Here is a 21,992-nt window from a genome sequence, read left to right as displayed (position 1 = left end):
CGCTAGGGCTGCTTCCGAGCGCTTGAGGCAGCGCTGACCGTCAGCCGGGCTAGCGAGGGGTGCGCAGGACTGGGCGCAGGGCCTCGAGGATGTCGGGGTTTTCGATCGTGGAGGGGATCGGCTCGTCCCGGCCGTCGGCGATCCCCCGCATGGTGCCGCGCAGGATCTTGCCGGAGCGGGTCTTCGGGAGAGCGGCGACGACGTCGACCCGGCGTAGCGCGGCCACCGGGCCGATCCGCTCCCGCACGCGGGCCACCAGCTCCTCCTCCAGCCGGGCCGGATCGGCCGGCACCCCGCTCTTGACGACGACGAAACCGCGCGGCACCTGGCCCTTCAACAGGTCACCGACGCCGATCACGGCGCACTCGGCGACCGCGGGATGGGCCGCCAGGACCTCCTCCATGGCACCGGTCGACAGGCGGTGACCGGCCACGTTGATCACGTCGTCGGTGCGGCCCAGCACGTACAGGTAGCCGTCGGGGTCGAACCGGCCGCCGTCGCCGGTCAGGTAGTTGCCCTGGAAGGCGGTCAGGTAGGAGCGCACGTACCGCTCGTCGTCCTGCCACAGGGTCGGCAGGCAACCCGGCGGCAGCGGCAACCCGATGACGATCGAACCCTCCTCGCCCGGCGGCACCGCGGTCCCGGACTCGTCGACGACCCGCACCCGGTAACCGGGCATCGGCACCGACGGGGAACCCGGACGGGTCGGCAGCTCCTCCAGCCCGCGCGGGCTCGCGGCGATCGGCCAGCCGGTCTCGGTCTGCCACCAGTTGTCGATCACCGGGATGCCGAGCAGGTCGCCGGCCCACGCGTACGTCTGCGGGTCCAGCCTCTCCCCCGCCAGGAAGAGCAGGCGCAGGCTGCTCAGATCGCGCCCCTCCAGAAGTTTGCCGTCCGGATCCTCCTTGCGGACCGCGCGGATCGCGGTCGGCGCGGTGAACATCGCGGTCACCCGGTGCTCGGCGGCGACCCGCCAGAACGCGCCCGCATCCGGGGTGCCGACCGGCTTTCCTTCGTAGAGGATCGTGGTCGCGCCGGCGAGCAGCGGGCCATAGACGATGTACGAGTGGCCGACCACCCACCCCACATCCGAGGCTGCCCAGAAGACTTCGCCCGCGCGTACCCCGAAGATCTTCTCCATCGACCACCGCAACGCGACCGCATGGCCGCCGTTGTCGCGAACCACGCCCTTGGGGCGCCCGGTCGTGCCCGACGTGTAGAGGATGTAGAGCGGATCCGTGGCCCGCACCGGCACACACTGCGCCGGTTGCGCCCCGGCGATCGCATCCGACCAGCTCAGATCGCCGTCCCGGAGCGTCGCCGGCGCCTGCGGGCGCTGCAGGATCACCCGGTGGCTCGGCCGGTGCGCGGCCTCGGCGAGCGCGGCGTCCAACATGGGCTGATAGGGCACCACCCGGCCGGCCTCGACACCGCACGAACTCGCCACGATCACCTTCGGCCGGGCGTCGTCGATCCGGACGGCCAGTTCCCGCGCCCCGAACCCGCCGAAAACCACCGAGTGCACCGCGCCGAGCCGGGCGCAGGCGAGCATCGCGACGACCGCTTCCGGCACCATCGCCATGTAGATCACCACGCGGTCGCCGGCCTCGACCCCCAGCCGCCGCAGCGCTCCCGCGAAGATCGCGACTTCGTCGCGCAGTTCCCGGTACGACCAGGTCCTTGTGGTCCCGGTGACCGGGCTGTCGTAGATCAGCGCCGCGTGGTCACCGCGCCCCTCCCCGACGTGCCGGTCCAGGGCGTTGTGGCAGGTGTTCAGCTCGGCATCGGGAAACCAGCGGAAGATCGGCGCCGCGCTGTCGTCGAGGATCCGCTCCGGCGCCCGCTCCCACTCGATCGCGGCGGCCGCCTCCCGCCAGAACCCGTCCGGGTCGGTGATGCTGCGCTCGTACGCCTCCCGATAAGCACCCATGATCTGACGCTGCCCCCATCAGGCCACTTTGTCCACCCACTCGGCGCGCCCGCCACCCGCGCTTCGCCCTCAGCCGCCCCGCCGCGAGCCCACCGGATGCCCCGGGGACGCCGGGTCAGCCCGCCGATTACCTGCGTGAGCGCCAGCCGAGCGGGGCGAGCTGGCGCTGGCGCAGGTCATGCGTGCCCGATTACCTGCGTGAGCGCCAGCCGAGCGGGGCGAGCTGGCGCTGGCGCAGGTCATGCGTGCCCGATTACCTGCGTGAGCGCCAGCCGAGCGGGGCGAGCTGGCGCTGGCGCAGGTTATACCTGCCTGATTACCTGCGTGGACGCCAGCCGAGCGGGGCGAGCTGGCGCTGGCGCAGGTTGAACGTGGCCGAATACCTGCGTGAGCGCCAGCTGAGTGGGGGGCCGTCGCTGCGGTAGGTGTCGGCAACCTCGGATTGCCTGTGGTTGAGGCCGCCACCCGCAGGGCGTCCTAGGAGGCTAGGTGGAAAGGTGGACCGGAGGGTCCGGGGAGGGGACGTTCCGGTCCGTGGGCCGAGGGCGTTCCGGTCCGTGGGCCGAGGGCGTTCCGGTCCGCCGGCGGGGAGGGGACGCTACGGTCCGTTGGCTGGGAGGCGTTTCGATCCGTCAGCGGGCCTGAGGGAACACCTGTTCCACCATGGTGAGCAGCGTCGTCGAGAGCAGCGTGTGGACCTGGTCGCGGGTCAGAGCTCCCCGCTGCAACCACTCCCGCCCCGTGTAGATGGCGAGGCCGACGTAGGACCGGGCCATGCCGCGCAGCGCCTCCGGCGGGGAGTCGCCCAAGCCGAAGGCGGCGAGCACACCGTCCGCAGCGACATCAACGGCCTCGGAGATCACTTCGTCGACGTCGGTGTCGCCGGACATGCCGCCGGCTGAGATGGCGGCCAGCCAGGTGGTGCTGTGCCGGGAGACGACGTCGAGGAACCAATTCACCATGGATTCGACTCGTTCGCGCGGTTCGCCCCCGGCAATGCGCTCCACCGCCACCGCAGGCACGGTAAGCATGACTCTTACGACTTCTAGGTATAAATCCTTTTTAGTCCCGAAGTAGTGGTTGACGAGGCCGCGCGCCACTCCGGCGCCCCGGGCGACATCGGTCGTGGACACCTCGGCGTACGGTCTCTCCCCGAACAGCCGGATCGCCACCGAGAGGATCTGTTCGCGCCGGGCGTCCGGTTCCAGCCGGCGCCGCCGGGTCGCCTCGACATCCACCACCCCGTGACCTTACGACACGTCGATTCATCACCTGCTGAGATCGGCAGGTTGTCGATGCGTTGATCGGATCTAACGATGAATGGCGAGAATTCATATCGCGCTTATTGACACATCGCCAATAGTGATCGAGGGTGGGTCGATGCCGACGCCTGGAATGGATGGCTACGCCGAGCCGTGGCGCAAGCCGGAACACGACGACCTGGCCGAGCTGGCCCGCACCTTCTTCACGAAGGAGGTGCTGCCGCACGCCGGCCGCCTGGAGCAGCAGGGCCATCCCGACCGCGAGCACTACCGCCGGGCCGGCGAGCTCGGTCTGCTCGGCCTCTCCGTCCCCGAGCAGTACGGCGGTGGCGGCGGCGACTTCACCCACGAGGCCGTGCTGCTGCACGAGCAGACCCTCGCCGGCGAGGGCAGCCTCGGCCTGGCCGTGCACAGCGGCATCGTCACCGGTTACCTCACCGAGTACGGGACCGAGGAGCAGAAGCAGCGCTGGCTACCCGGCCTGTGCAGCGGCGAGCTGATCGGCGCGATCGGGATGACCGAGCCGGACGGCGGCTCCGACGTCCAGGCGATCCGGACGCGGGCCGTCCGGGACGGCGAAGATTACCTGGTCACCGGGGCGAAGACATTCATCACCAACGGCGGACTTGCGGACCTGTTGGTCCTTGCGGTGAAGACCGATCAGTCCGCCAAGGCGCACGGCATCTCGCTGCTGGTCTGCGAGCTCTCCGATGACCTGCCCGGGTTCCGCCGCGGCCGCAATCTGGAGAAGATCGGCCTGCACTCCAATGACACGGCAGAGCTGTTCTTCGATGAGTGCCGCATCAGAAGCGACAACCTGCTGGGCACCGAGAACGCCGGCTTCTTCCAGATGATGCAGCAGCTGCCGCAGGAGCGGCTGGTGATCGGGGTGGGCGCGGTCGCGTCCATGCAGCGTGCGATCGAGCTGGCCACGGCGTACGCGAAAGAGCGCACCGCCTTCGGCAAGCCCCTGCTCGGCCACCAGAACACCCGGATGGTGCTGGCCGACTGCGCGACCCGGACCAGGGTGTCCCGGATCTTCCTGGACGACTGCATCCTGCGCCACGCCCGTGGTGAGCTGGACGTGGCCACCGCCGCGATGGCCAAGCTGTATCTCACCGAGGGGCAGTGCGACGTGGTCGACCGCTGCCTGCAGATCTTCGGAGGGTACGGCTACACGACCGAGTACCCGATCGCCCGGATGTATGCGGACGCCCGGGTCCAGAAGATCTACGGCGGCACGAACGAGATCATGAAGGAGCTGATCGCGCGTGTCCTCTGAGCCCCGCCCACCGCTGGCCGGGATCAAGGTCGTCGAGCTGGCCGGCCTGGCACCCGGACCGTTCGGTTGCATGGTGCTGGCCGACCTCGGCGCCGACGTGGTGCTGGTGGATCGGCCGAGCGGTTTCGGACCGCTCGTTCCGCAGGCCGGCCCGCTGCAGCGCAACCGCCGCACGGTCGCGCTCGACCTCAAGTCCGAGGCCGGCCGCGCCGATCTGCTCAGCCTGATCGAGCAGGCGGACGTGCTGGTCGAGGGCTATCGCCCGGGCGTCGCCGAGCGCCTCGGCTTCGGCCCGGCAGAGACCGAGAAGATCAACCCCAGACTTGTGTACGCGCGGATGACCGGATGGGGCCAGCAGGGTCCCCTCGCCCCGGCCGCCGGCCACGACATCGACTACCTCGCGATCGCCGGCGCCCTGGAACCCCTGGGCCGCCCCGGGCAGAACCCGCACGCGCCGATCAACCTGCTCGCCGACTTCGCCGGGGGCGGGATGCTGCTCGCCGTCGGGGTGCTCGCCGCCCTGCTGGAACGCGAGCGGTCCGGGCGCGGCCAGGTCGTCGACGCCGCGATGGTGGACGGGTCGGCGCTGCTCACGACGTTCCTGCACGGCATGATCGCGGGCGGGATGTGGCGCGGCGGCCGCGGGGAGAACCTGCTCGACGGCGGGGCGCCGTTCTACGACACCTACCGGACGTACGACGGCGGGTACATGGCGGTCGGCGCGCTGGAGCCGCAGTTCTACGCCGCGCTGCTGAGCGGTCTGGGCCTGGACGACGAGAGCCTGCCGCACCAGATGGACCCGTCCGGCTGGCCGGAGCTGCGGCGGATCTTCACCGAGAAGTTCGCGAGCCGGACCCGGGACGAGTGGGAGCAGGTCTTCACCGGGGTGGACGCCTGTGTGAGCCCGGTGCTGACCCCGGCCGAGGCGCCGGCCCATCCGCACAACCGGGAACGGGGCACCTTCGTCGAGGTGGACGGGGTGCCGCAACCGGCGCCGGCGCCGCGCTTCGGGCGTACCCCGGCTGCTCTGCCCTTGCCCCTGCGACCGGCCACCGTCGCTGACGTGCTCGAGTCCTGGAAGTAGGCGTCGCGACGCAGCCCTGTTGATTAGCCAGGGTTATGCGGCGCGCTTGTCCTGGTACATGGCGGCGTCGGCTTCCGCGCTCAGAGCGTCGAGGTCGGCGTCGCCGCCCGCCGGCCGCATGGCCACGCCGGCGCTGACGCCGACCGTGACCTGGTGGCCGTCGCCGATGTCGACCGGGCGGCGGATCGCGTCGCGGATCCGCACCACCGCACGCGCGACCACCGCGGTGCCGGCGTCCGGGAGCAGGACCAGGAACTCGTCGCCGCCGATCCGGCCGGCCATGCCCTCCGAGCCGAGCGCGGTGGTCAGCCGGGCGCCCACCTCGTGCAGCAGCCGGTCCCCCGCCGCGTGCCCGTACGTGTCGTTGACCTGCTTGAAGCCGTTGAGGTCGAGCAGCAGGACGCCGAGGGGACGGCCGGTGAGGCGTTCGGCGTACCCCGCAAGGTTGGCCCGGTTGGGCAGCCCGGTGAGGCCGTCGTGGGTGGCCTGGTGCTGCAGCGCCCGGCGGGTCTCCTGCAGCGCGGTGAGCTGGCGGGCGAAGGCGGTCGACTGCGTTCCGGCGATCACCGCTGTCATCACGTTGACCCCGATCACGAAGGCGAAGTCCGGTGAGTCCGGCACCAGCAGCACGAACGACACCGAGGTCGCCAGCAGGACCAGCAGCGCGCCGGTGAGCCGGTGCCGGATGGCGGCGATCGAGATGGCGAGGCCGAGCAGCGGCCAGGTGGTCTGCCCGCCCTGGTGCTCGGCGGCCGCCACGAACGCCACGATCGCCGCGGTGTCCAGCACGACCTGCCCGGCGCTGAAGGCTTGGTAGAACCGGGAGGCGGGCCGGCGGCGGGCGAGGACGCCCAGCACGTTCGAGGCGGCCATCGCGCCGATGCACGACGCGCAGACGAGCATGGTCAGCTCGCTGAGATCGCGGGGCGCCAGATCGGTTAGGCCGCTGATGTAGAGGACAGCGCAGAGCATTCCGAAGGTACGCGAGACGAGTTGCGCCGTCTCGATGGCCCGCCGCCGGGACAGCAGCGAGTCGTCGACCGCGCCGGTGCTCACGCGGCGAGGGCGCGGCTGCGCTTGTCGCGGTACATCGCGGCGTCGGCCTCGGCGGTCAGCGCGTCCAGTCCGGCAGTACTGTCGGCCGGCCGGTGTGCCTGCCCCACGCTGACTCCGATGGTCACCTCGGCGCCACCGATGTCCACCGGCTGCCGGACGGCGTCCCGGATGCGATCGGCGATCGGCGCGATGGCGGCCGGGTCGGCGTCCGGGAGCAGCACCACGAACTCGTCGCCGCCGAGCCGGCCGGCCAGTCCGTGTTCGCCGAGCGTGGCCTTCAGCCGGGTGCCGACCTCGTGCAGCAGCCGGTCACCGGCGGCGTGCCCGTACGTGTCGTTGACCTGCTTGAACCCGTTCAGGTCAAGCAGCAGGACGCCCAGGGGACGGCCGGTGAGGCGTTCGGCGTACCCGGCGAGGTTGGCCCGGTTGGGCAGCCCTGTGAGGCCGTCGTGCGTGGCCTGGTGCTGCAGCGCCTGCCGGGTCTGGTGCAGGGTGGCCAGCTGGCGCGCGAAGGCCAGCGACTGGAAGCCGGTGACCAGTGCGATCAACAGGTTGATCAGGCCGGCGAAGACGACTTCGCGCATGGTCGAGCTGCCTGCCGTGCCGGGAATCGCCGCCGCGAAGGCGATCGTGGTCGCGGCCCAGGCCAGCAGGGCGCCGGTCAGCTGGTGCCGGACCGCGGCGACGACGACCGCCACCGTGAGGATCGGCCAGGACATCTGATCGAGGTAGTGCTCCGCGTAGCCGACCAGACCGCCGATGACGAGGGTGTCGAGGGTGACCTGCGCCGCGCTGAGAAGGGTGTAGCGCGGGGAGGAAGGACGGCGCAGGGCGGCCACGGCCAGCACGTTCGCCACGGTCATCGCCGCGATCCCGATCCAGCAGATCACGTGCAGCCCCGGCGGGCCGGCTTCGAGGTCGATGGCGCCGACGCCGATCACGGACAGGACCGTGGCGACGATCCCGAGTCCCCGGCTGAGCAGCGCGCTCTTCTCCAGGGTGCGGCGACGGGTCAGCGACGTCTCGTCGACCGATGCGTCCCCGGTCCCGGCCTGCCAGCGCATATGTCCCTCATCGGCATCCCGGGGCCGATCGTGAGAAATGTGCGTGGGGCCGGGCACCTTCCGGCGCCCGGCCCCACGTGGTCGATCTCTGATCAGAACTTGAAGGCGCCGACCAGCGTACGCAGCTCCTCCGCGGTACGGGACACCTCGGTGCTGGCCTCGCGGGTCTGGTTGACGCCGCCGACCGTGGCCGCGCTGGCCTCCGACACGTCGCTGATGTTCGCGGCGATCCGCTGCGAACCGGCGGCGACCTCGGCGATGCTCCGGCTCATCTCACCGGTGGTGGCGGTCTGCTCCTCCACCGCCGAGGCGATGGTGGTCTGGAAGTCGTTGATCTGGGCGATGACCTCGGAGATCCGGTTGATCACGTCAACCGCGCCGCCGGTGTCCTGCTGGATGGCGTTGACCCGCGCGCCGATGTCCTCGGTGGCGCGGGCGGTCTCCTGGGCCAGGTCCTTGACCTCGCTGGCGACGACGGCGAAGCCCTTGCCGGCGTCGCCGGCCCGTGCGGCCTCGATGGTGGCGTTCAGGGCGAGCAGGTTGGTCTGCTCGGCGATCGAGGTGATCAGCTTGATGACGTTGCCGATCTCGGCGGACGACTCGCCGAGCTTGCGGATGGTCTCGGTGGCGCTGGCGGCCTCGGAGACCGCGATCGAGGCGACCTGAGCCGCGTCGGCCGCGTTGCGGGAGATCTCGCGGATCGACAGGCCCATCTCCTCGGAGCCGGCCGCCACGGTCTGCACGTTGCGGGAGATCTCGTCGGCCTCGGTCGAGGCCGAGCTGCTCTGCCGGTCGGTGTTGTCGACCGCCGTGGCGATCTCGCCGGAGACGGCGGCGAGCTCGGTCGACGCGGCGGCCAGGCTGTCCGCGTCGTGGGCGATGGTCTGCATGGACTCGCGCAGCTTGTCCAGCGAGCTGTCGAGAGCCGTGGCCATCTGGCCGAGCTCGTCGCGGCTGGTGATGCCGCTGCGTACCGTGAGGTCCCCGCGGGCCAGCGCGTCGATCACCGAACCGAGCTTGCGGATCGGGCCGAGGATCGAGCGCACCATCGGGATGGCGAGGCCCATCAGGAGCAGCAGACCGGCGAGCGCGACCATGATCGCGGTGTTGCGGGTCGAGCTGACCGTGCTGGCCATCTCGGCCTTCTGCTCGGCGACCCGGGCCTCCACCTCTTCGGTGATGCCGTCGAGTACGTCGTCAGTCTTGTTGTTGCGCTCGGCGATCTCGTCGGTGCGGTCGATCACCGACTTCGGGTTGGCGACGCCGGCGGTGACGAACTCCGTGATGAAGTCGTTGAAGGCGTCGAAGTCCGGCCGGGAGCCGTTGAAATCGGCGACGATGTCAGCGGGCAGGCCCGAGGTGACCACGAGGTTCGCCGCGTTGACCGACGACTCGACATCGTCCTTCACGTCACCGCTGACGTCGTGCCCGAGCGCCGCCCGGTACGCGTCCACCTTCAGTTCGCTCTGCCGGTTGTTCAGGTGGTTGAGCGCGGCGAGCCCGGCTTCCAGGCTCCGCATCTCCTCCGCCTGATCAGCCAGCCGGTCCTGGCCGACCAGGGTGATCGAGGCCATCGCGCCGAGTGCGACGGCACCGGTCACCACGATGGCACTCAGCCGTTTGGCTGTGCCGATGTTCTGTAAGCCGCGCATCTGCCCTCCATGACTCTCCGACGTAGGGTCCATCGACCAGGCGGAGACACACTTGAGGCAGTGAACCTTTCAGCAACCATTACGTTCTGTAGCAGACGATTTCCAAGCAGATCAGCGGTTGAGTCTGCTGCGCCAGTCGGACGGAACAGCGCCTGACGGGCCGGGCACGGTCTGGTCGTCCGGCCGGCTGGTCGGCGGGGCCAGTTCCGGCCCGGAGGCGGCCTGCTCGGTGGTGTAGTCCCAGTACCAGTCCTCGCCGGGCTCGAAGGACTGGATGACCGGGTGGCCGGTGCTGCGGAAGTGGGCGGTCGCGTGCTGCGAGGGCGACGTGTCGCAGCAGCCGACGTGCCCGCACTGGGCACATCGGCGCAGGTGGAACCACCAGCCGCCCGAGTCCAGGCACTCGGCGCAGCCGGGGCCGGAGGGCGGGACGTCGACCTGGATCGGGGAGTCGGCACTCATGATCGGAACCTATCAGCGGGCGCGGTCGTACTCCGCCTGTGCGACGCGTACTTGACCGATCTCACCTTCGAGCAACTCGATCAACTCGATCAACTTGCCGGCGACCCGCTCGCCGAGCTCGGTCAGGCTGTACTCCACCCGCGGCGGGATGGTCGCCTGCACCTCGCGGCGGACCAGACCGTCGCGCTCGAGCGCCTGCAGGGTCTGGGCCAGCATCTTCTCGCTCACGCCGTCGACCCGGCGGCGCAGGGCATTGAACCGGTACGCCCCCTCGTGCAGCGCGGCCAGGGCGAGTGTGCCCCAGCGGCCGGTCACGTCGGTCAGCACCGACCGAGACGCGCACTCGCGGGCGAAGACGCTGGGGATCAGGTCGTCGTCCGGTTCGCTCATGCCCCGACGATACCCAGCGGCACAGTGCTGAGTCTCGTGACTGCACTCACTGAAGGTTGGCACTTTCGAAAAGTTAGTGCAGTCTCGGTGGCAAGCACCCCGATCCCCTCAAGGAGTCGTCATGACCATCGCCGTCACCGGAGCCACCGGACACCTCGGCCGCCTCGTCGTCGAGGCGCTGATCAGCCGGGGCGTGGCGCCGGGCGAGATCGTCGCCGCGGTCCGCGACACCGCGAAGGCCGCCGATCTGGCCGCCCGGGGCGTGGAGGTACGCCTGGCCGACTACGACAAGCCGGAGACCCTGGCGCCCGCCTTCGCCGGCGTCGACCGGCTCCTGCTGATCTCCGGCAACGAGGTCGGCAAGCGGGTTCCCCAGCACACCGCCGTGATCGAAGCGGCCCGGGTCGCCGGGGTGGGCTTCCTGGCGTACACCAGCATCCTGCGCGCCGACACCACCAAGGTCGGGCTCGGCCCCGAGCACCTGGCCACCGAGCAGGTGATCGCCGGCTCCGGCCTGCCGTACGCGCTGCTGCGCAACGGCTGGTACATCGAGAACTACACCGGCCAGTTCGGCACCGCGCTGAGCACCGGCGCCTTCCTGGGCAGCGCCGGGGACGGCCGGATCGCCGCGGCCACCCGCGACGACTTCGCCGAGGCCGCGGCCGCGGTGCTGCTGTCCGGCGAGCCCGGGGTGTACGAGCTGGGCGGCGAAGCGTTCACCATGGCCGAACTGGCCGCCGAGGTGGCGCGGCAGACCGGCACCCCGGTGGAGTACCGCGATCTGCCCGTCGCCGAGTACCAGGCGGTCCTGGTCGGCGCCGGCCTGCCGGAGGGATACGCCGCGCTGCTCGCGGACACCGACGCCAAGATCGCCGACGGTGAGCTGGACACCGACAGCGACGACCTGACCCGCCTGATCGGCCGCCCGGCGACCCCGCTCGCCGACGCCGTAGCCACCGCCCTCAAAGCCTGAAACCCGGCTGACCGCCAGGGTCCCTTCCGCGCCCCGGAGGGGACCGTGGGCGTCAGCCGGACCAACCGGCTGACGCCCAACGCTGCATCCCAGGCCCGGAGACAACGCTCAGCGTCAGCCGGACCAACCGGCTGACACCCAACGCTGCATCCCAGGCCCGGAAACGACACCCGGCGTCAGCCGGACCAACCGGCTGACACCCAACGCTGCATCCCAGGCCCGGAAACAACACCCGGCGTCAGCCGGGGGGTGGGGCTACTTGACAGGCTGTTTCCGCTTAGTGGGAACAGCCCTGTAAACCAGCCCAGGAAATGCTTAAGCCCGGCGCGGGCGCTGGGGCCGGGAGTGGGCTCGTGGCCGCCGTGGGTGAGCGGGGACTTTTCGTCACCCGTACTGATAAAGGGTTTTATTCCGTGACGTCGGCGAATCGGCCGCCCAGTGCCGAGACCGCGGCGTCGGCTCCGACGCGCAGCGCGACGCCGCGCTCGCCGGCGCCCAGGCTGATGGTGCGGCCGCGGGTGCGCTCGTCGGCGATGACCGGCCAGGGCTTGGCCGAGCCGAACGGCGTGATGGTGCCGCGCTCGTAGCCGGTGGCCTCCAAGGCCCCGGCGGCGTCCGGCATGGAGAGCCGGCTGACACCGAGCAGGGCGCGCAGTTTGGGCCAGGAGATGGAGCGGTCGCCGGGGACGAGGACGAACAGGAACTCACCCTCGGCGCGGCGCACGACGAGCGTCTTGACCAGGTCGCGGACCTCGACGCCCTGGGCGGCGGCCGCCTCGGCCACGCTGTTCACCGGGCCGTGCCGCAGCACGTCGTGCTCGATCCCGGAGGCCGTCACCGCATCGATCGCAGAGGTCGTCACGCGCTCACCCTAGTAGGCTCGGCCCATAGATCGAGGAGGGAATCCGATGGCAATGAAGCCCCGGTTGCAGCCCGGACCGGATCATCCGATCACCGTCACCCCGACCGGCAAGCGCGTCGTCGTCACCGTCGCCGGCAAGGTCGTGGCGGACACCCGCAACGCGCTGACCCTGCAGGAGGCGAACTATCCGCCGGTGCAGTATGTGCCGTTGCTCGACGTCGACCAGGACCTGCTGGAACGGACGGAGAGCCAGAGCTACTGCCCGTACAAGGGTGAAGCGAGCTACTACTCGATCCCGATCGGCGGGGAGCGTTCGGTCGACGCGATCTGGGAGTACCGGGAGCCGCACGACGCGGTCGCGCCGATCCGCAACCACGTCGCCTTCTATCCGAACCGGGTGGACGAGATCGCGCTCGGGTCAGCCGCGGAGAGCTGACCGGACGGCAGCCATCTGGTAGCGGTCTGCTTCGTAGGGCGTATATAGCGAGATCCGATCAATCACCCGGCCGAACCGGGCGCGCAGACCGGCCGCGACCGTGGCCGGGTCGCCGGAGACGGCGAAGGCGTCCAGCACGTCGTCGTCGATCTCGGCGGCCATCTCGGCCCAGGCCTGCCGCCGGGACAGCAGATTGAGCCGGTCCGCCAGCTCGCCCCAGCCGTGCAGCTCCAGGACCGGGCGGTAGGCCGGGGTGGACGCGTAGAACGCGATCTGCCCGCGGACCGCTTCCTCGGCGCGGGCCCGCTGCTGCGGGTCCGCGCCGAGCACCACCATGGCGCTCATCTCCAGCTGGAAGCCGTGCAGGTTGCCGCGGGCCGAGCGCAGGGCCGGCAGGATCCGCTCCCCCAGGTACGCCGAACTGGTCAGCGGGTGCACCAGCAGCCCGTCCGCCACCCGCCCGGCCGCCGTGATCATCCGCTCCCCCACCGCGGCGAGCGAGACCGGCGGGTTGCCCCAAGGGTTGGGCCCGGGGCTGAAGAACTCGGTCATCAGGGTGTGCTTGTAGAACTCGCCGCGGAACGCCAGCCGATCCCCGGTCGCCCAGGACTTCCAGATCGCCCGCAGCGCGCCGACGAACTCCTCCATGCGCGCGGCCGGCCGGCTCCACGGCATCGCGAACCGTCGCTCGATGTGCGGCTGCACCTGGGACCCGAGCCCGAGCCGGAACCGCCCCTCGGAGATCAGCTGCAGGTCGTTGGCGAGGACCGCCACGGTCATCGGGTTGCGCGCGAACGCCACGGCGATCCCGGACTGCAGCGAGATCCGGGAGGTGGCGCGGGCCACCAGCGCGAGGGTGGTGAACACGTCGTGCCGGGTCTCCGCCGCCGAGAAGCCGTCGTAGCCGACCTGCTCCGCCGACACCGCCGCGGCTTCCGCTTCGGCCGGTGACGCCGCGACCGGGGCGGAGTAGTCAACCAACATCCCACAGTGATACACCAATGATCCTCAGCCGGTGACAGCGGACCGGATCGCGTCGGCGGTCACCTCCGCGGTGACGGCGCGGAGCAGGTCGATGTCGGCGTCGCCGGCCTCGCCGGTGGCCAGCGCGACCACCGCGTCGCCGTCGAAGCGGGAGTGCGCGGGGTGCAGCGCACGGGCGTAACCGGTGTGGCCGCTCTGCGCGAGCAGGAAGCAGTCGGTCTTGGTGAGCCGGGCGTCGGTGAGGACCACGGCGATCGTGGTGTTCTGCATGCCGAACGGGTTGTCGACCCGGGCCGGTGAAGCGCCGCCGGACAGCGGCCGCCCGTCGCCGCCGAGCACGTCACCCCAGGCGTTGACCACGGCGATCACGGCCACCCGGGCCGAGCCGGCCTGCCCCTGGGCCATGCCGATTCCGCCCGGCACAGGTTCGCCGCGCCATTTGCCGGTGGTGGCGCCGGCGCCCGCGCCGACCGTTCCGGTGCCGAAGGGATCTCCCCGCAGCGCCGCCAGCGCGGCCTCGCGCCCGGATGCGGCGCCGGGCGGCGTGCCGGCCACCGAGAGGTCGAAGACCGACATGCCCACGACGATCGGCACCGGGCCGACCGGGGTGGGAAAGCCCTGCTCCCGCTCGCGCAGCAGAGTCATCACGCCGTCGCCCGCGGCCAGCCCGAACGCGGACCCGCCGGAGAGCACCACCGCGTCCACCCGGTCGACCAGGCGGGTCGGGTCGAGCAGGGCGAACTCGCGGGTGGCCGGGGCGCCGCCGCGAACCTCGCCGGAGCCGACCGTGCCGGGCGGCGGAAGGATCACGGTCACCCCGGTGCCGTCGCCGGTCCAGTGTCCGGCGTACGCGGAGAGCAGCTGTGGCGCGGTCATGGCGAAACGGTATCGGCCGTCCACGTTCTGGAGGGAAATGCCGGGGTATGCAACCGGCTCGTTCCCGTAGTCAGACAGATCGGAAGAACCACATGGCCTCGTCGCGCAAGCCGGAGCCCACCGTTCCCAGCCCGGCGACGCTGGATCCGGCGGCCTCCACGCCGCTGACCGCCTCCCTCGCCCCGGAACGGGGTCTGCAGACCGGTGACTACCTCACCTCGGGGCAGGGGGTACGCCTGCCCGACACCGATCACTCGCTGAAGGCCGGCCCGCGCGGCCCGGCGCTGATGGAGGACTTCCACCTCCGCGAGAAGATCACGCACTTCGACCACGAGCGGATCCCGGAGCGGGTGGTGCACGCCCGCGGCTCCGGCGCGCACGGGGTGTTCCAGGCGTACGGCAACGCGTCCTCGGTCACCCGCGCCGGCTTCCTCGCCGAGAAGGGCAAGGAGACCCCGGTCTTCGTACGCTTCTCCACCGTCCTGGGTTCCCGCGGCTCCGCCGACACCGTCCGTGACGTGCGCGGGTTCGCCACCAAGTTCTACACCGACGAGGGCACGTTCGACCTGGTCGGCAACAACATGCCGGTCTTCTTCATCCAGGACGCCATCAAGTTCCCGGACGTGATCCACGCCGCGAAGTGGCACCCGGACCGGGAGATCCCGCAGGCGCAGACCGCGCACGACACGTTCTGGGACTTCGTCTCGCTGCACACCGAGGCCACCCACCACGTGTTCTGGGCGATGTCGGACCGGGGCATCCCGCGTTCGTACCGGACCATGGAGGGCTTCGGGGTACACACCTTCCGCCTGGTCAACGCCGCGAACGAGTCGGTGCTGGTGAAGTTCCACTGGAAGCCGGTGGCCGGGGTGCACTCGCAGGTCTGGGAGGAGACCCAGATCACCGCCGGCGTCGACCCGGACTTCCACCGCCGGGACCTGGCCGACTCGATCGACGCGGGCCTGTACCCGGAGTGGGAGCTCGGCATCCAGGTGATGCCGGACAGCCCGGACGAGTCGTTCGAGGGCATCGACCTGCTCGACCCGACCAAGATCGTGCCGGAGGAGCTGGTCCCGGTGCAGCGGATCGGCAAGCTCACCCTGAACCGCAACCCGGACAACTTCCACGCCGAGACCGAGCAGATCGCCTTCCACATGGGCAACCTGGTGCCCGGCATCGAGGTCACCAACGACCCGCTGCTGCAGGGCCGGCTCTTCTCCTACCTGGACACCCAGCTGAGCCGCCTGGGCGGGCCGAACTTCACCCAGCTGCCGATCAACCGGCCGCACGCGCCGGTGAACGACAACTTCCGGGACGGCATGCACCAGAGCGTGGTGCACCGCGGCATCGCGCCCTACCTGCCGAACAGCCTGAGTCAGGACGGTCCGGTGCCGGCCCCGGCGGAGGAGGGCGCCTACGTGCACCTGCCGAAGCCGGTGCAGGGTGACAAGGTACGCGCGAACCCGGTCTCGTTCGACGACCACTACTCGCAGGCGGCGCTCTTCTACGCCAGCATGAGCCCGATCGAGCAGGACCACATGGTCGAGGCGTTCACCTTCGAGCTGAGCAAGTGCTACGAGCAGGCGATCCGGGAGCGGCAGCTGAAGGTGCTGGCCGACGTGAACGCGGACCTGTGCGAGCGGGTGGCGGCCGGGCTCGGTCTGCCCGCGCCGAAGGGCACGCCGCCCGCGGAGGTCGTGCCGTCCCCGGCTCTCTCCCAGGTCACCGACAAGGTCTGGCCGATTGCCGGCCGGGTGGTCGGGGTGATCGCCGGCCCGGGCGCCGACCTGTCCGGGATCGCCGAGCTGCGCGACGCGCTCAAGCCGCTGGGTGTGGTGCTGCGGGTGGTCGCCCCGATCGGTGGTCAGCTCACCGACGGCAAGGCGGTGGAGATCGTGGAGCGGACCTTCCAGACCGCCCGCTCGGTCGAGTTCGACGCGGTCGTAGTCGCCGGCGGAGCCGGCAAGCTGTTCGACTTCCAGCTGGTGGTGCTGCTGCAGGAGGCGTTCCGGCACGCCAAGGCGCTCGGCGCCTGGGGCGACGGCGCCGACCTGCTGCGCACGGCCGGCATCGACCCGGCGGCGCCGGGTGTGCTGCACGCCGAGGAGGCCGGCAAGGGGTACGGCGAACTGCTGGCCGCCGCACTCGGCAAGCACCGGGCGTGGGAGCGGATGCCGGTCCTGCGCCCGACGGTGTCGTCGCAGGGAAGCTGACCGGGCGACCGGCCGCAAGACGCCGGCGCGGCGGAGGGCCACCGCCGCGCCGGCCCCGGCAATCGGAGAATCAGCTGGTCAGGGACTTGTCCTGGGACGAGCCCTCGATGACCTGGTGACCGCTGCCGCCGGTGGTGATCTCGATGCGCCGCGGCTTCGCGGCCTCGGCCACCGGGATGGTCACGGTGAGCACGCCGTCCTGCCAGGTCGCACTGATCTTGTCGAGGTCGAGACCGTCACCGATGGTGAGGCGCCGCTCGAACGTGCCGGTCACCCGCTCGCGCCGGACCCACTGCACGTCGGCGTCGGTCCGCGCGGACCGCTCGGCCCGGATGGTCAGGACCCGGCCGTCGACGTCCACCTCGACCGAACCCGGGTCGATGCCGGCGAGGTCGCAGTGCAGCACGAAGTGGTCACCGGACCGGTACAGGTCCATCGGCATCGCCGCGACGGCGGGGCCGCCGGCGACTGCGGGGGTGCCCAGCATCTGGCCGGCCAGGCGGTCGAACTCGCGGAAAGGATCGAAAGTCAGCACCACGGATGCACCTCCTCGAGACAGCCGCCGGCCTGTCCGACGGCTCGTGGCGCTCGGCTCACAACCATTGCCGAGGTCGGCTGTCAGATCTCTGACCAGCGCCGACAAGACATTTTTTAGCACTGTCGGCGAGCGAGTGCCAGCCCCTTTTCAAGATTTTTTCGAGGCCGTCCGGAAGCCCGTGTTGCCGGTCGAGGAGTCCGGCGTGTTCGACGAGCGGGCGGCGTTGCGGTAGCGATTGCAGTACGAGTCGTGGCACAGGTACGACCCGCCGCGGATCACCTTCGCGGCGCCGGTGGAGGGCCCGCGCGGGTCGCCGGCCGGGGACTCGGCGTAGTAGGTGGGCGAGAACCAGTCCGCGCACCACTCCCACACGTTGCCGACCGGCTGCCACAGCCCGTACGCGTTCGGCTCGAACGAACGCACCGGCGCGGTGGTGACGAACCCGTCCGCGGCGGAGTTGCGGACCGGGAACTCGCCCTGCCAGATGTTGACCGCGTGCCCCTCCGCGGGCAGGTCGTCGCCCCACGGGTAGCGCAGCGACGGCAGGCCGGCGCGGGCCGCGCACTCCCACTCCGCCTCGGACGGCAGCCGGCGGCCGGCCCAGGCGCAGTACGCCTGCGCGTCGTTCCAGCTCACGTGGACCACCGGGTGGTCCTCGGTGGCGGTGTCGGACGGGCCGCCCGGGTGGGCCCAGTCGGCGCCCTCCACACCCAGCCACCAGGGGGTGCCGTGCATCCGGCCTACGACGTGGTCCGGGTCGGTCAGCGCCAGGTGGAAGACGGCCGACCAGCCGTGCTTCTCGGCGTCGGTGCCGTATCCGGTGTCCGCCACGAAGGCGCGGAAGTCGGCGACGGTCACCGAGGTCGCGTCGATCTCGAAGGCGGGCAGGCGGACCTCGTGCACCGGTTGTTCGCCGTCCGCGCGTACCCCGTCGTTGTGGGCGTCGCCCATCGCGAAGGCCTGCGAAGGCACCCGGATCTGCTCGATCCGGTGGTTGCCGGCGCCGGTGATCGGCGCCGGCAGCGCGGTGGCCGGCCGGCCGGACGAGGGCGTGCAGCAATCCATAGCCGATAGGATAGGTATAGATTTCGGCCAGCAGGTGAGCGGGTCGGATCGACGGTAGGTTGAACCTCATGAGCATGCGTTTCGGGGTTTTCGTGCCCCAGGGCTGGCGGATGGACCTGACCGAGATCGCCGATCCGGTGGAGCAGTACGAGGCGATGACCGCGGTGGCGAAGCTCGCCGACGCCGGCCCGTGGGACAGCGTCTGGGTGTACGACCACTTCCACACCACGCCCGAGCCGACCATCAACACCACCTTCGAGTGCTGGACGGTCAGCTCGACCCTGGCCCGTGACACCAGCCGGGTGAACATCGGGCAGATGGTCGGCTGCAACGGCTACCGGCACCCGTCGCTCTACGCCAAGATCGCTTCGACCGTGGACGTGGCCAGCCACGGCCGCCTCTACGCGGGCATCGGCGCCGGGTGGTACGAGCACGAGTGGAAGGCGTACGGCTACGAGTGGGCCGAGGTCCCGGAGCGGATGGCCGCGTTCAAGGAGGCCGTCCAGATCGTGCACCGGATGTGGACCGAGGAGCGGCCGGTCTTCACCGGCAAGCACTACCGCATCGACCAGCCGATCAACGAGCCGAAGGGCGTACGCAAGCCGCACCCGTCGTTCTGGATCGGCGGCGGCGGCGAGAAGGTGACCCTCAAGCTGGTCGCGCAGTACGCCGACGCCGCCAACATCGGCGCCGGTGACCCGGAGACGATCAAGGCGAAGCTGGCGGTGCTGAAGGCGCACTGCGACCGGCTGGACCGCGACTACGACCGGATCATCAAGTCGACCAGCTACAACCTGAACCTGGCGGATTCCAGTGCGGAGAACGTCCGCAAGCTCGAGGCGATCGCCGAGGCCGGGGCGGATTACGCGATCGTCTACATCCCCCGCGTGGCGTACGACCACGAGCCGCTGCTGCGCTTCGCGGAAGAGGTGATTCCCCAGTTCTCGTAACGGTTCCGGAACGTGGCATGATTTCGGTGCCGGCTCCGAAAGTTCCAGCCGAGATGGCCGGCCGTAAGGAGCGCTCCCATGGCCATGGCCAGGCAACGTGTGACCATCGCAGCCATCGCTCAGGCTGCCGGCGTCTCGGTTCCCACGGTGTCGCGAGTGCTCAACGGACGCTCTGACGTGTCCCCACAGACGCGTGAGCTGATCGAGCGGCTGCTCCGGGAGCACGATTACCGGCCCCGCAACTCTCGGCATTCCGGCCGGGCCCGCCTGGTGGACCTGGTTTTCAACGACCTGGACAGCCCGTGGGCCCTGGAACTGATCCGCGGTGTCGAGGACGTCGCCCACGCGGGCGGCGTCGGCACCGTGGTCTCCCAGGTGCACCGGCGCACCACCGCGACCCGGCAGTGGCTGCAGAATCTGCGGGCCCGGGCCTCGGACGGGGTCATCTTCGTGACCTCGGACGTGGCCGAGCCGGTGCACAACGAGCTGCACCGGCTCAAGGTTCCCGTGGTGATCATCGACCCGGCCGGCGGGGCCGCGTCGGACGTGCCGACGATCGGCGCGACGAACTGGTCCGGCGGCCGGACCGCCACCGACCACCTGCTGTCGCTGGGACACCGGCGGATCGGTTTCGTCGCCGGGCCGAAGGAGCTGCTGTGCAGCCGGGCCCGGCTGGACGGTTACCGGGCGGCCCTGGAGGCGGCCGGTCTGCAGGCCGACGAGGCGCTGATCGAGACCGGCGACTTCCGGCACGAGTCCGGGTTCGTGGCGGGCTGCCGGCTGCTCGATCTGCCCGACCCGCCCACCGCGATCTTCGCCTCCAGCGACCTGATGGCGCTGGGCGTCTGCGAGGCGGCCCGGCGGCGGGGCATGCGGGTGCCGGAGCAGCTGAGCGTGATCGGCTTCGACGACCTGCCCGAGTCGCGGTGGGCGTCGCCGCCGCTGACCACAGTCCGTCAGCCGCTGGCCGAGATGGGGGCGCTCGCCGCGCGTACCGTGTTGCGGTTGTCGCGCGGCGAGACCATCGAGACCCCTCGGGTGGAGCTGGTCACGAAACTGATGGTCCGGGAGAGCACCGCTCCCCCGGCCACCACCTCACTTGCCGAAACCGGCCGTTAGGCCGCTGACCAGCTGCCGGCGGCCGATCGCGTAGAGCAGCACGATCGGGATCGTGGTGAGCGTGACCGACGCGGCGACGGCCGGGACGTTCACGCCGAACTGGGTCTGGAAAGTGGCGAGCGCGAGCGGGATGGTCGCCTGGTCCGGGCTCTGGGTGAGGATCAGCGGCAGCAGGAAGCCGTTCCAGATGCCGACCGCGTTGTAGATCATCACGGTGACCAGGGCCGGGCGGGTGAGCGGGAACGCCAGCCGCCACATCGTGCCCCACTCGGTGGCGCCGTCCATCCGCATCGACTCGAAGAGCTCCTTCGGGACGTCGCGGATGAAGTTGGACAGCACGAGCACCGACAGCGGGATGGCGAACGCGATCGACGGCAGGATGATCGCCTGGAGCGTGTCGTACAGCTCCATCTTGATGATGATCAGGTAGACCGGGATGACCACCGCCTGCAGCGGAATCGCCAGGCCCATCAGGAAGATGCCGTTGACCGTCCGCAGGAAGCGGTTGCCCGCGCCACGGACGATCGCGTAGGCCGCCATGAACGAGATCAGCGTCGCCGGGAGGATGGCGCCGGCGGTGACGATGACGCTGTTCGTGAAGTACCGGACGAAGTCGCTCTCGATCACCAACTGGTAGTTCTCGAAGGTGAACTCGGTCGGCGGCTTCAGCGGGTTGGTGAAGAAGTAGTTCGCCTGGGTCTTGAAGCTCGTGATGACCAGCCAGTAGAGCGGCAGCATCACGATGAGCAGCCAGATCCAGCCGAAGCTGCCGCCGATCCAGTTGGACTCGCGCAGCCGTCGCCTGTTCGACGGGCGGGCGGCGTGCGCCCCCGGCGTCTTGGTGGGCCGGGTGCCGGCCGGGGTGGGGGTCAGGGTTGCCACCTCAGGCTCCTTCCAGCTGGCTCTCGTCGGAGCGGCCGCCGAGTCGCCGCAGCAGCAGCGAGAGGGCGAGGCCGGTCAGGACCAGGATGACGGCGATGGCACTGGCCGGACCCATCAGGCTGGCCTGGAAGCCTTGCTGGTACATCTGCACCGCGAGGGCGCGGGTGGCGTCGCCGGGGCCACCGGCGGTGAGCACCCAGATCAGGTCGAAGAACGTCAGCGAGCCCACCACCATCAGCGTCGACGACGTGATGATCGTGTACTTGAGCTGCGGCAGCGTGATGCCGAAGAACTGCCGGACCCGGCCGGCGCCGTCGATCTGCGCCGCCTCGTACATCGAGTGCGGGATCTGCCGGACGGCGCCCTGGTAGATCAGCGAGTGGAACGGGATGAACTGCCACGAGACGACGAAGATCAGCGTGGCGATCGCCAGGTTCGCCTCGCCCAGCCAGTTCTGGTTCAGCGCCTCGATCCCGAGGCCGGCGCCGATCCCGAAGCTCGGGTCGAGCAGCGACTTGTAGGTGATGGCGATGGCCGCGGAGCTGAGCAGCAGCGGGATGAAGTAGAGCACCGAGAGGAAGCCGCGGTACCGGGTCTGGCGGGCCATGAAGACGCCGAGCAGGATCGAGATCGGGGTCTGCACCAGCCAGGACAGCGCCATGATCAGGAAGGTGACCCAGATGGCGTTCGGCAGGCTCGGGTTGCTCAGGGCCGCGCGCCAACTGGTCAGACCGGTCAGCTCGATGGTCGGCGTGATGCCGTTCCACGTGGCGAAGCTGAGCACGATCACGCCGAGCAGCGGGATGATCCCGAAGAACACGAACATCACGAACGCGGGCAGGGCCATCCACACGACGGAGCCGCTCCGCCCGCCGCTGGATCTGGTGGGCTCCTGACCTCGTACGACGGGCG

At 70.4% G+C, this 21,992-nt stretch carries 21 protein-coding genes; 7 read left to right on the top strand and 14 right to left on the bottom strand.

Annotated elements, in window-relative coordinates; all coding sequences use genetic code 11:
* Positions 1–49: 49 nt before the first annotated feature.
* Both OHA21_RS02675 and OHA21_RS02670 read right to left on the bottom strand, forming a co-directional pair.
* Positions 50–1,930, bottom strand: coding sequence for a propionyl-CoA synthetase (locus OHA21_RS02675; RefSeq protein WP_328469757.1), 1,881 nt, complete (start codon positions 1,928–1,930; stop codon positions 50–52).
* Positions 1,931–2,562: 632 nt separating this feature from the next.
* On the bottom strand, positions 2,563–3,171 hold the full coding sequence (locus tag OHA21_RS02670) for a TetR/AcrR family transcriptional regulator (protein WP_328469755.1): 609 nt from the start codon (positions 3,169–3,171) through the stop codon (positions 2,563–2,565).
* 139 nt (positions 3,172–3,310) lie between these two features.
* Between OHA21_RS02670 and OHA21_RS02665 the strand changes: the two genes are divergently transcribed.
* Together OHA21_RS02665 and OHA21_RS02660 are read left to right on the top strand one after the other, a co-directional pair.
* Positions 3,311–4,474, top strand: coding sequence for an acyl-CoA dehydrogenase family protein (locus OHA21_RS02665; protein ID WP_328469753.1), 1,164 nt, complete (start codon positions 3,311–3,313; stop codon positions 4,472–4,474).
* The gene (locus tag OHA21_RS02660; protein WP_328469751.1) at positions 4,464–5,558 is read left to right on the top strand and encodes a CaiB/BaiF CoA transferase family protein; all 1,095 of its coding nucleotides are present in this window, start codon (positions 4,464–4,466) and stop codon (positions 5,556–5,558) included. Before OHA21_RS02665 ends, OHA21_RS02660 begins: the two co-directional genes overlap by 11 nt.
* A 33-nt stretch (positions 5,559–5,591) precedes the next feature.
* Here the strand turns inward: OHA21_RS02660 and OHA21_RS02655 are convergent, their stop codons facing one another.
* The 5 genes from OHA21_RS02655 to OHA21_RS02635 form a co-directional block, all read right to left on the bottom strand.
* Positions 5,592–6,614: a GGDEF domain-containing protein gene (locus OHA21_RS02655; RefSeq protein ID WP_328469749.1), complete on the bottom strand. Its 1,023-nt coding sequence runs from the start codon at positions 6,612–6,614 to the stop codon at positions 5,592–5,594.
* Positions 6,611–7,678, bottom strand: coding sequence for a GGDEF domain-containing protein (locus tag OHA21_RS02650; RefSeq protein WP_328469747.1), 1,068 nt, complete (start codon positions 7,676–7,678; stop codon positions 6,611–6,613). Before OHA21_RS02650 ends, OHA21_RS02655 begins: the two co-directional genes overlap by 4 nt.
* Before the next feature lie 92 nt (positions 7,679–7,770).
* Complete coding sequence (locus tag OHA21_RS02645) at positions 7,771–9,330, bottom strand: methyl-accepting chemotaxis protein (protein ID WP_328469745.1); 1,560 nt, start codon at positions 9,328–9,330, stop codon at positions 7,771–7,773.
* A 111-nt stretch (positions 9,331–9,441) separates the two neighbouring features.
* Positions 9,442–9,792, bottom strand: a complete 351-nt coding sequence (locus tag OHA21_RS02640) for a UBP-type zinc finger domain-containing protein (protein ID WP_328469743.1) — start codon at positions 9,790–9,792, stop codon at positions 9,442–9,444.
* A gap of 12 nt (positions 9,793–9,804) precedes the next feature.
* Positions 9,805–10,182 (bottom strand): winged helix-turn-helix transcriptional regulator, encoded by a 378-nt coding sequence (locus tag OHA21_RS02635; protein WP_328469741.1) that lies wholly within the window; start codon positions 10,180–10,182, stop codon positions 9,805–9,807.
* Positions 10,183–10,303: 121 nt separating this feature from the next.
* Between OHA21_RS02635 and OHA21_RS02630 the strand changes: the two genes are divergently transcribed.
* Positions 10,304–11,155 carry an SDR family oxidoreductase gene (locus OHA21_RS02630; RefSeq protein WP_328469739.1) on the top strand — a complete coding sequence of 284 codons (852 nt, stop codon included), beginning with the start codon at positions 10,304–10,306 and terminating at the stop codon, positions 11,153–11,155.
* A 406-nt stretch (positions 11,156–11,561) separates the two neighbouring features.
* On the opposite strand, the gene OHA21_RS02625 is transcribed toward OHA21_RS02630, so the two are convergent.
* Positions 11,562–12,017: an aminoacyl-tRNA deacylase gene (locus tag OHA21_RS02625; protein ID WP_328469737.1), complete on the bottom strand. Its 456-nt coding sequence runs from the start codon at positions 12,015–12,017 to the stop codon at positions 11,562–11,564.
* Between the two features lie 46 nt (positions 12,018–12,063).
* Between OHA21_RS02625 and OHA21_RS02620 the strand changes: the two genes are divergently transcribed.
* Positions 12,064–12,453 carry a DUF427 domain-containing protein gene (locus tag OHA21_RS02620; RefSeq protein ID WP_328469735.1) on the top strand — a complete coding sequence of 130 codons (390 nt, stop codon included), beginning with the start codon at positions 12,064–12,066 and terminating at the stop codon, positions 12,451–12,453.
* On the opposite strand, the gene OHA21_RS02615 is transcribed toward OHA21_RS02620, so the two are convergent.
* Positions 12,436–13,437, bottom strand: coding sequence for a TIGR03617 family F420-dependent LLM class oxidoreductase (locus OHA21_RS02615; protein ID WP_328469733.1), 1,002 nt, complete (start codon positions 13,435–13,437; stop codon positions 12,436–12,438). The two genes, OHA21_RS02620 and OHA21_RS02615, sit on opposite strands and share 18 nt — an antisense overlap.
* Positions 13,438–13,461: 24 nt before the next feature.
* Positions 13,462–14,313: a P1 family peptidase gene (locus OHA21_RS02610; RefSeq protein ID WP_328469731.1), complete on the bottom strand. Its 852-nt coding sequence runs from the start codon at positions 14,311–14,313 to the stop codon at positions 13,462–13,464.
* 92 nt (positions 14,314–14,405) lie between these two features.
* On the opposite strand from OHA21_RS02610, the gene OHA21_RS02605 reads away from it, so the two are divergent.
* Positions 14,406–16,526: a catalase gene (locus OHA21_RS02605; RefSeq protein WP_328469729.1), complete on the top strand. Its 2,121-nt coding sequence runs from the start codon at positions 14,406–14,408 to the stop codon at positions 16,524–16,526.
* A 70-nt stretch (positions 16,527–16,596) separates the two neighbouring features.
* Here the strand turns inward: OHA21_RS02605 and OHA21_RS02600 are convergent, their stop codons facing one another.
* A complete protein-coding gene (locus OHA21_RS02600; RefSeq protein ID WP_328469727.1) occupies positions 16,597–17,064 on the bottom strand; it encodes an Hsp20/alpha crystallin family protein in 468 nt (155 codons plus the stop codon).
* A gap of 147 nt (positions 17,065–17,211) precedes the next feature.
* Positions 17,212–18,129 (bottom strand): formylglycine-generating enzyme family protein, encoded by a 918-nt coding sequence (locus OHA21_RS02595; protein ID WP_328469725.1) that lies wholly within the window; start codon positions 18,127–18,129, stop codon positions 17,212–17,214.
* 68 nt (positions 18,130–18,197) lie between these two features.
* Between OHA21_RS02595 and OHA21_RS02590 the strand changes: the two genes are divergently transcribed.
* Both OHA21_RS02590 and OHA21_RS02585 read left to right on the top strand, forming a co-directional pair.
* Complete coding sequence (locus tag OHA21_RS02590; RefSeq protein WP_328469723.1) at positions 18,198–19,079, top strand: LLM class F420-dependent oxidoreductase; 882 nt, start codon at positions 18,198–18,200, stop codon at positions 19,077–19,079.
* Between the two features lie 84 nt (positions 19,080–19,163).
* The gene (locus tag OHA21_RS02585) at positions 19,164–20,198 is read left to right on the top strand and encodes a LacI family DNA-binding transcriptional regulator (RefSeq protein ID WP_442875056.1); all 1,035 of its coding nucleotides are present in this window, start codon (positions 19,164–19,166) and stop codon (positions 20,196–20,198) included.
* On the opposite strand, the gene OHA21_RS02580 is transcribed toward OHA21_RS02585, so the two are convergent.
* A complete protein-coding gene (locus tag OHA21_RS02580) occupies positions 20,175–21,080 on the bottom strand; it encodes a carbohydrate ABC transporter permease (protein WP_328469719.1) in 906 nt (301 codons plus the stop codon). The two genes, OHA21_RS02585 and OHA21_RS02580, sit on opposite strands and share 24 nt — an antisense overlap.
* 1 nt (position 21,081) lies before the next feature.
* Positions 21,082–21,927: a carbohydrate ABC transporter permease gene (locus OHA21_RS02575; protein ID WP_328469717.1), complete on the bottom strand. Its 846-nt coding sequence runs from the start codon at positions 21,925–21,927 to the stop codon at positions 21,082–21,084.
* Between the last annotated feature and the right edge of the window lie 65 nt (positions 21,928–21,992).

The sequence above is a fragment of the Actinoplanes sp. NBC_00393 genome (genome assembly GCF_036053395.1).
Lineage (GTDB): Bacteria > Actinomycetota > Actinomycetes > Mycobacteriales > Micromonosporaceae > Actinoplanes.
The sequence above is the reverse complement of the archived record's forward strand: the minus strand, read 5'-3'. Positions and strand labels throughout refer to the sequence as shown.

Bases quoted from the DNA above. Each gene is read 5' to 3' on its own strand.
- OHA21_RS02610 (WP_328469731.1), bottom strand. From the start codon at position 14,313: ATGACCGCGCCACAGCTGCTCTCCGCGTACGCCGGACACTGGACCGGC.
- OHA21_RS02630 (WP_328469739.1), top strand. From the start codon at position 10,304: ATGACCATCGCCGTCACCGGAGCCACCGGACACCTCGGCCGCCTCGTC.
- OHA21_RS02590 (WP_328469723.1), top strand. From the start codon at position 18,198: ATGAGCATGCGTTTCGGGGTTTTCGTGCCCCAGGGCTGGCGGATGGAC.
- OHA21_RS02595 (WP_328469725.1), bottom strand. From the start codon at position 18,129: ATGGATTGCTGCACGCCCTCGTCCGGCCGGCCGGCCACCGCGCTGCCG.
- OHA21_RS02620 (WP_328469735.1), top strand. From the start codon at position 12,064: ATGGCAATGAAGCCCCGGTTGCAGCCCGGACCGGATCATCCGATCACC.
- OHA21_RS02575 (WP_328469717.1), bottom strand. From the start codon at position 21,927: ATGGCCCTGCCCGCGTTCGTGATGTTCGTGTTCTTCGGGATCATCCCG.
- OHA21_RS02650 (WP_328469747.1), bottom strand. From the start codon at position 7,678: ATGCGCTGGCAGGCCGGGACCGGGGACGCATCGGTCGACGAGACGTCG.
- OHA21_RS02675 (WP_328469757.1), bottom strand. From the start codon at position 1,930: ATGGGTGCTTATCGGGAGGCGTACGAGCGCAGCATCACCGACCCGGAC.
- OHA21_RS02615 (WP_328469733.1), bottom strand. From the start codon at position 13,437: ATGTTGGTTGACTACTCCGCCCCGGTCGCGGCGTCACCGGCCGAAGCG.
- OHA21_RS02605 (WP_328469729.1), top strand. From the start codon at position 14,406: ATGGCCTCGTCGCGCAAGCCGGAGCCCACCGTTCCCAGCCCGGCGACG.
- OHA21_RS02665 (WP_328469753.1), top strand. From the start codon at position 3,311: ATGCCGACGCCTGGAATGGATGGCTACGCCGAGCCGTGGCGCAAGCCG.
- OHA21_RS02645 (WP_328469745.1), bottom strand. From the start codon at position 9,330: ATGCGCGGCTTACAGAACATCGGCACAGCCAAACGGCTGAGTGCCATC.
- OHA21_RS02635 (WP_328469741.1), bottom strand. From the start codon at position 10,182: ATGAGCGAACCGGACGACGACCTGATCCCCAGCGTCTTCGCCCGCGAG.
- OHA21_RS02585 (WP_442875056.1), top strand. From the start codon at position 19,164: ATGGCCAGGCAACGTGTGACCATCGCAGCCATCGCTCAGGCTGCCGGC.
- OHA21_RS02640 (WP_328469743.1), bottom strand. From the start codon at position 9,792: ATGAGTGCCGACTCCCCGATCCAGGTCGACGTCCCGCCCTCCGGCCCC.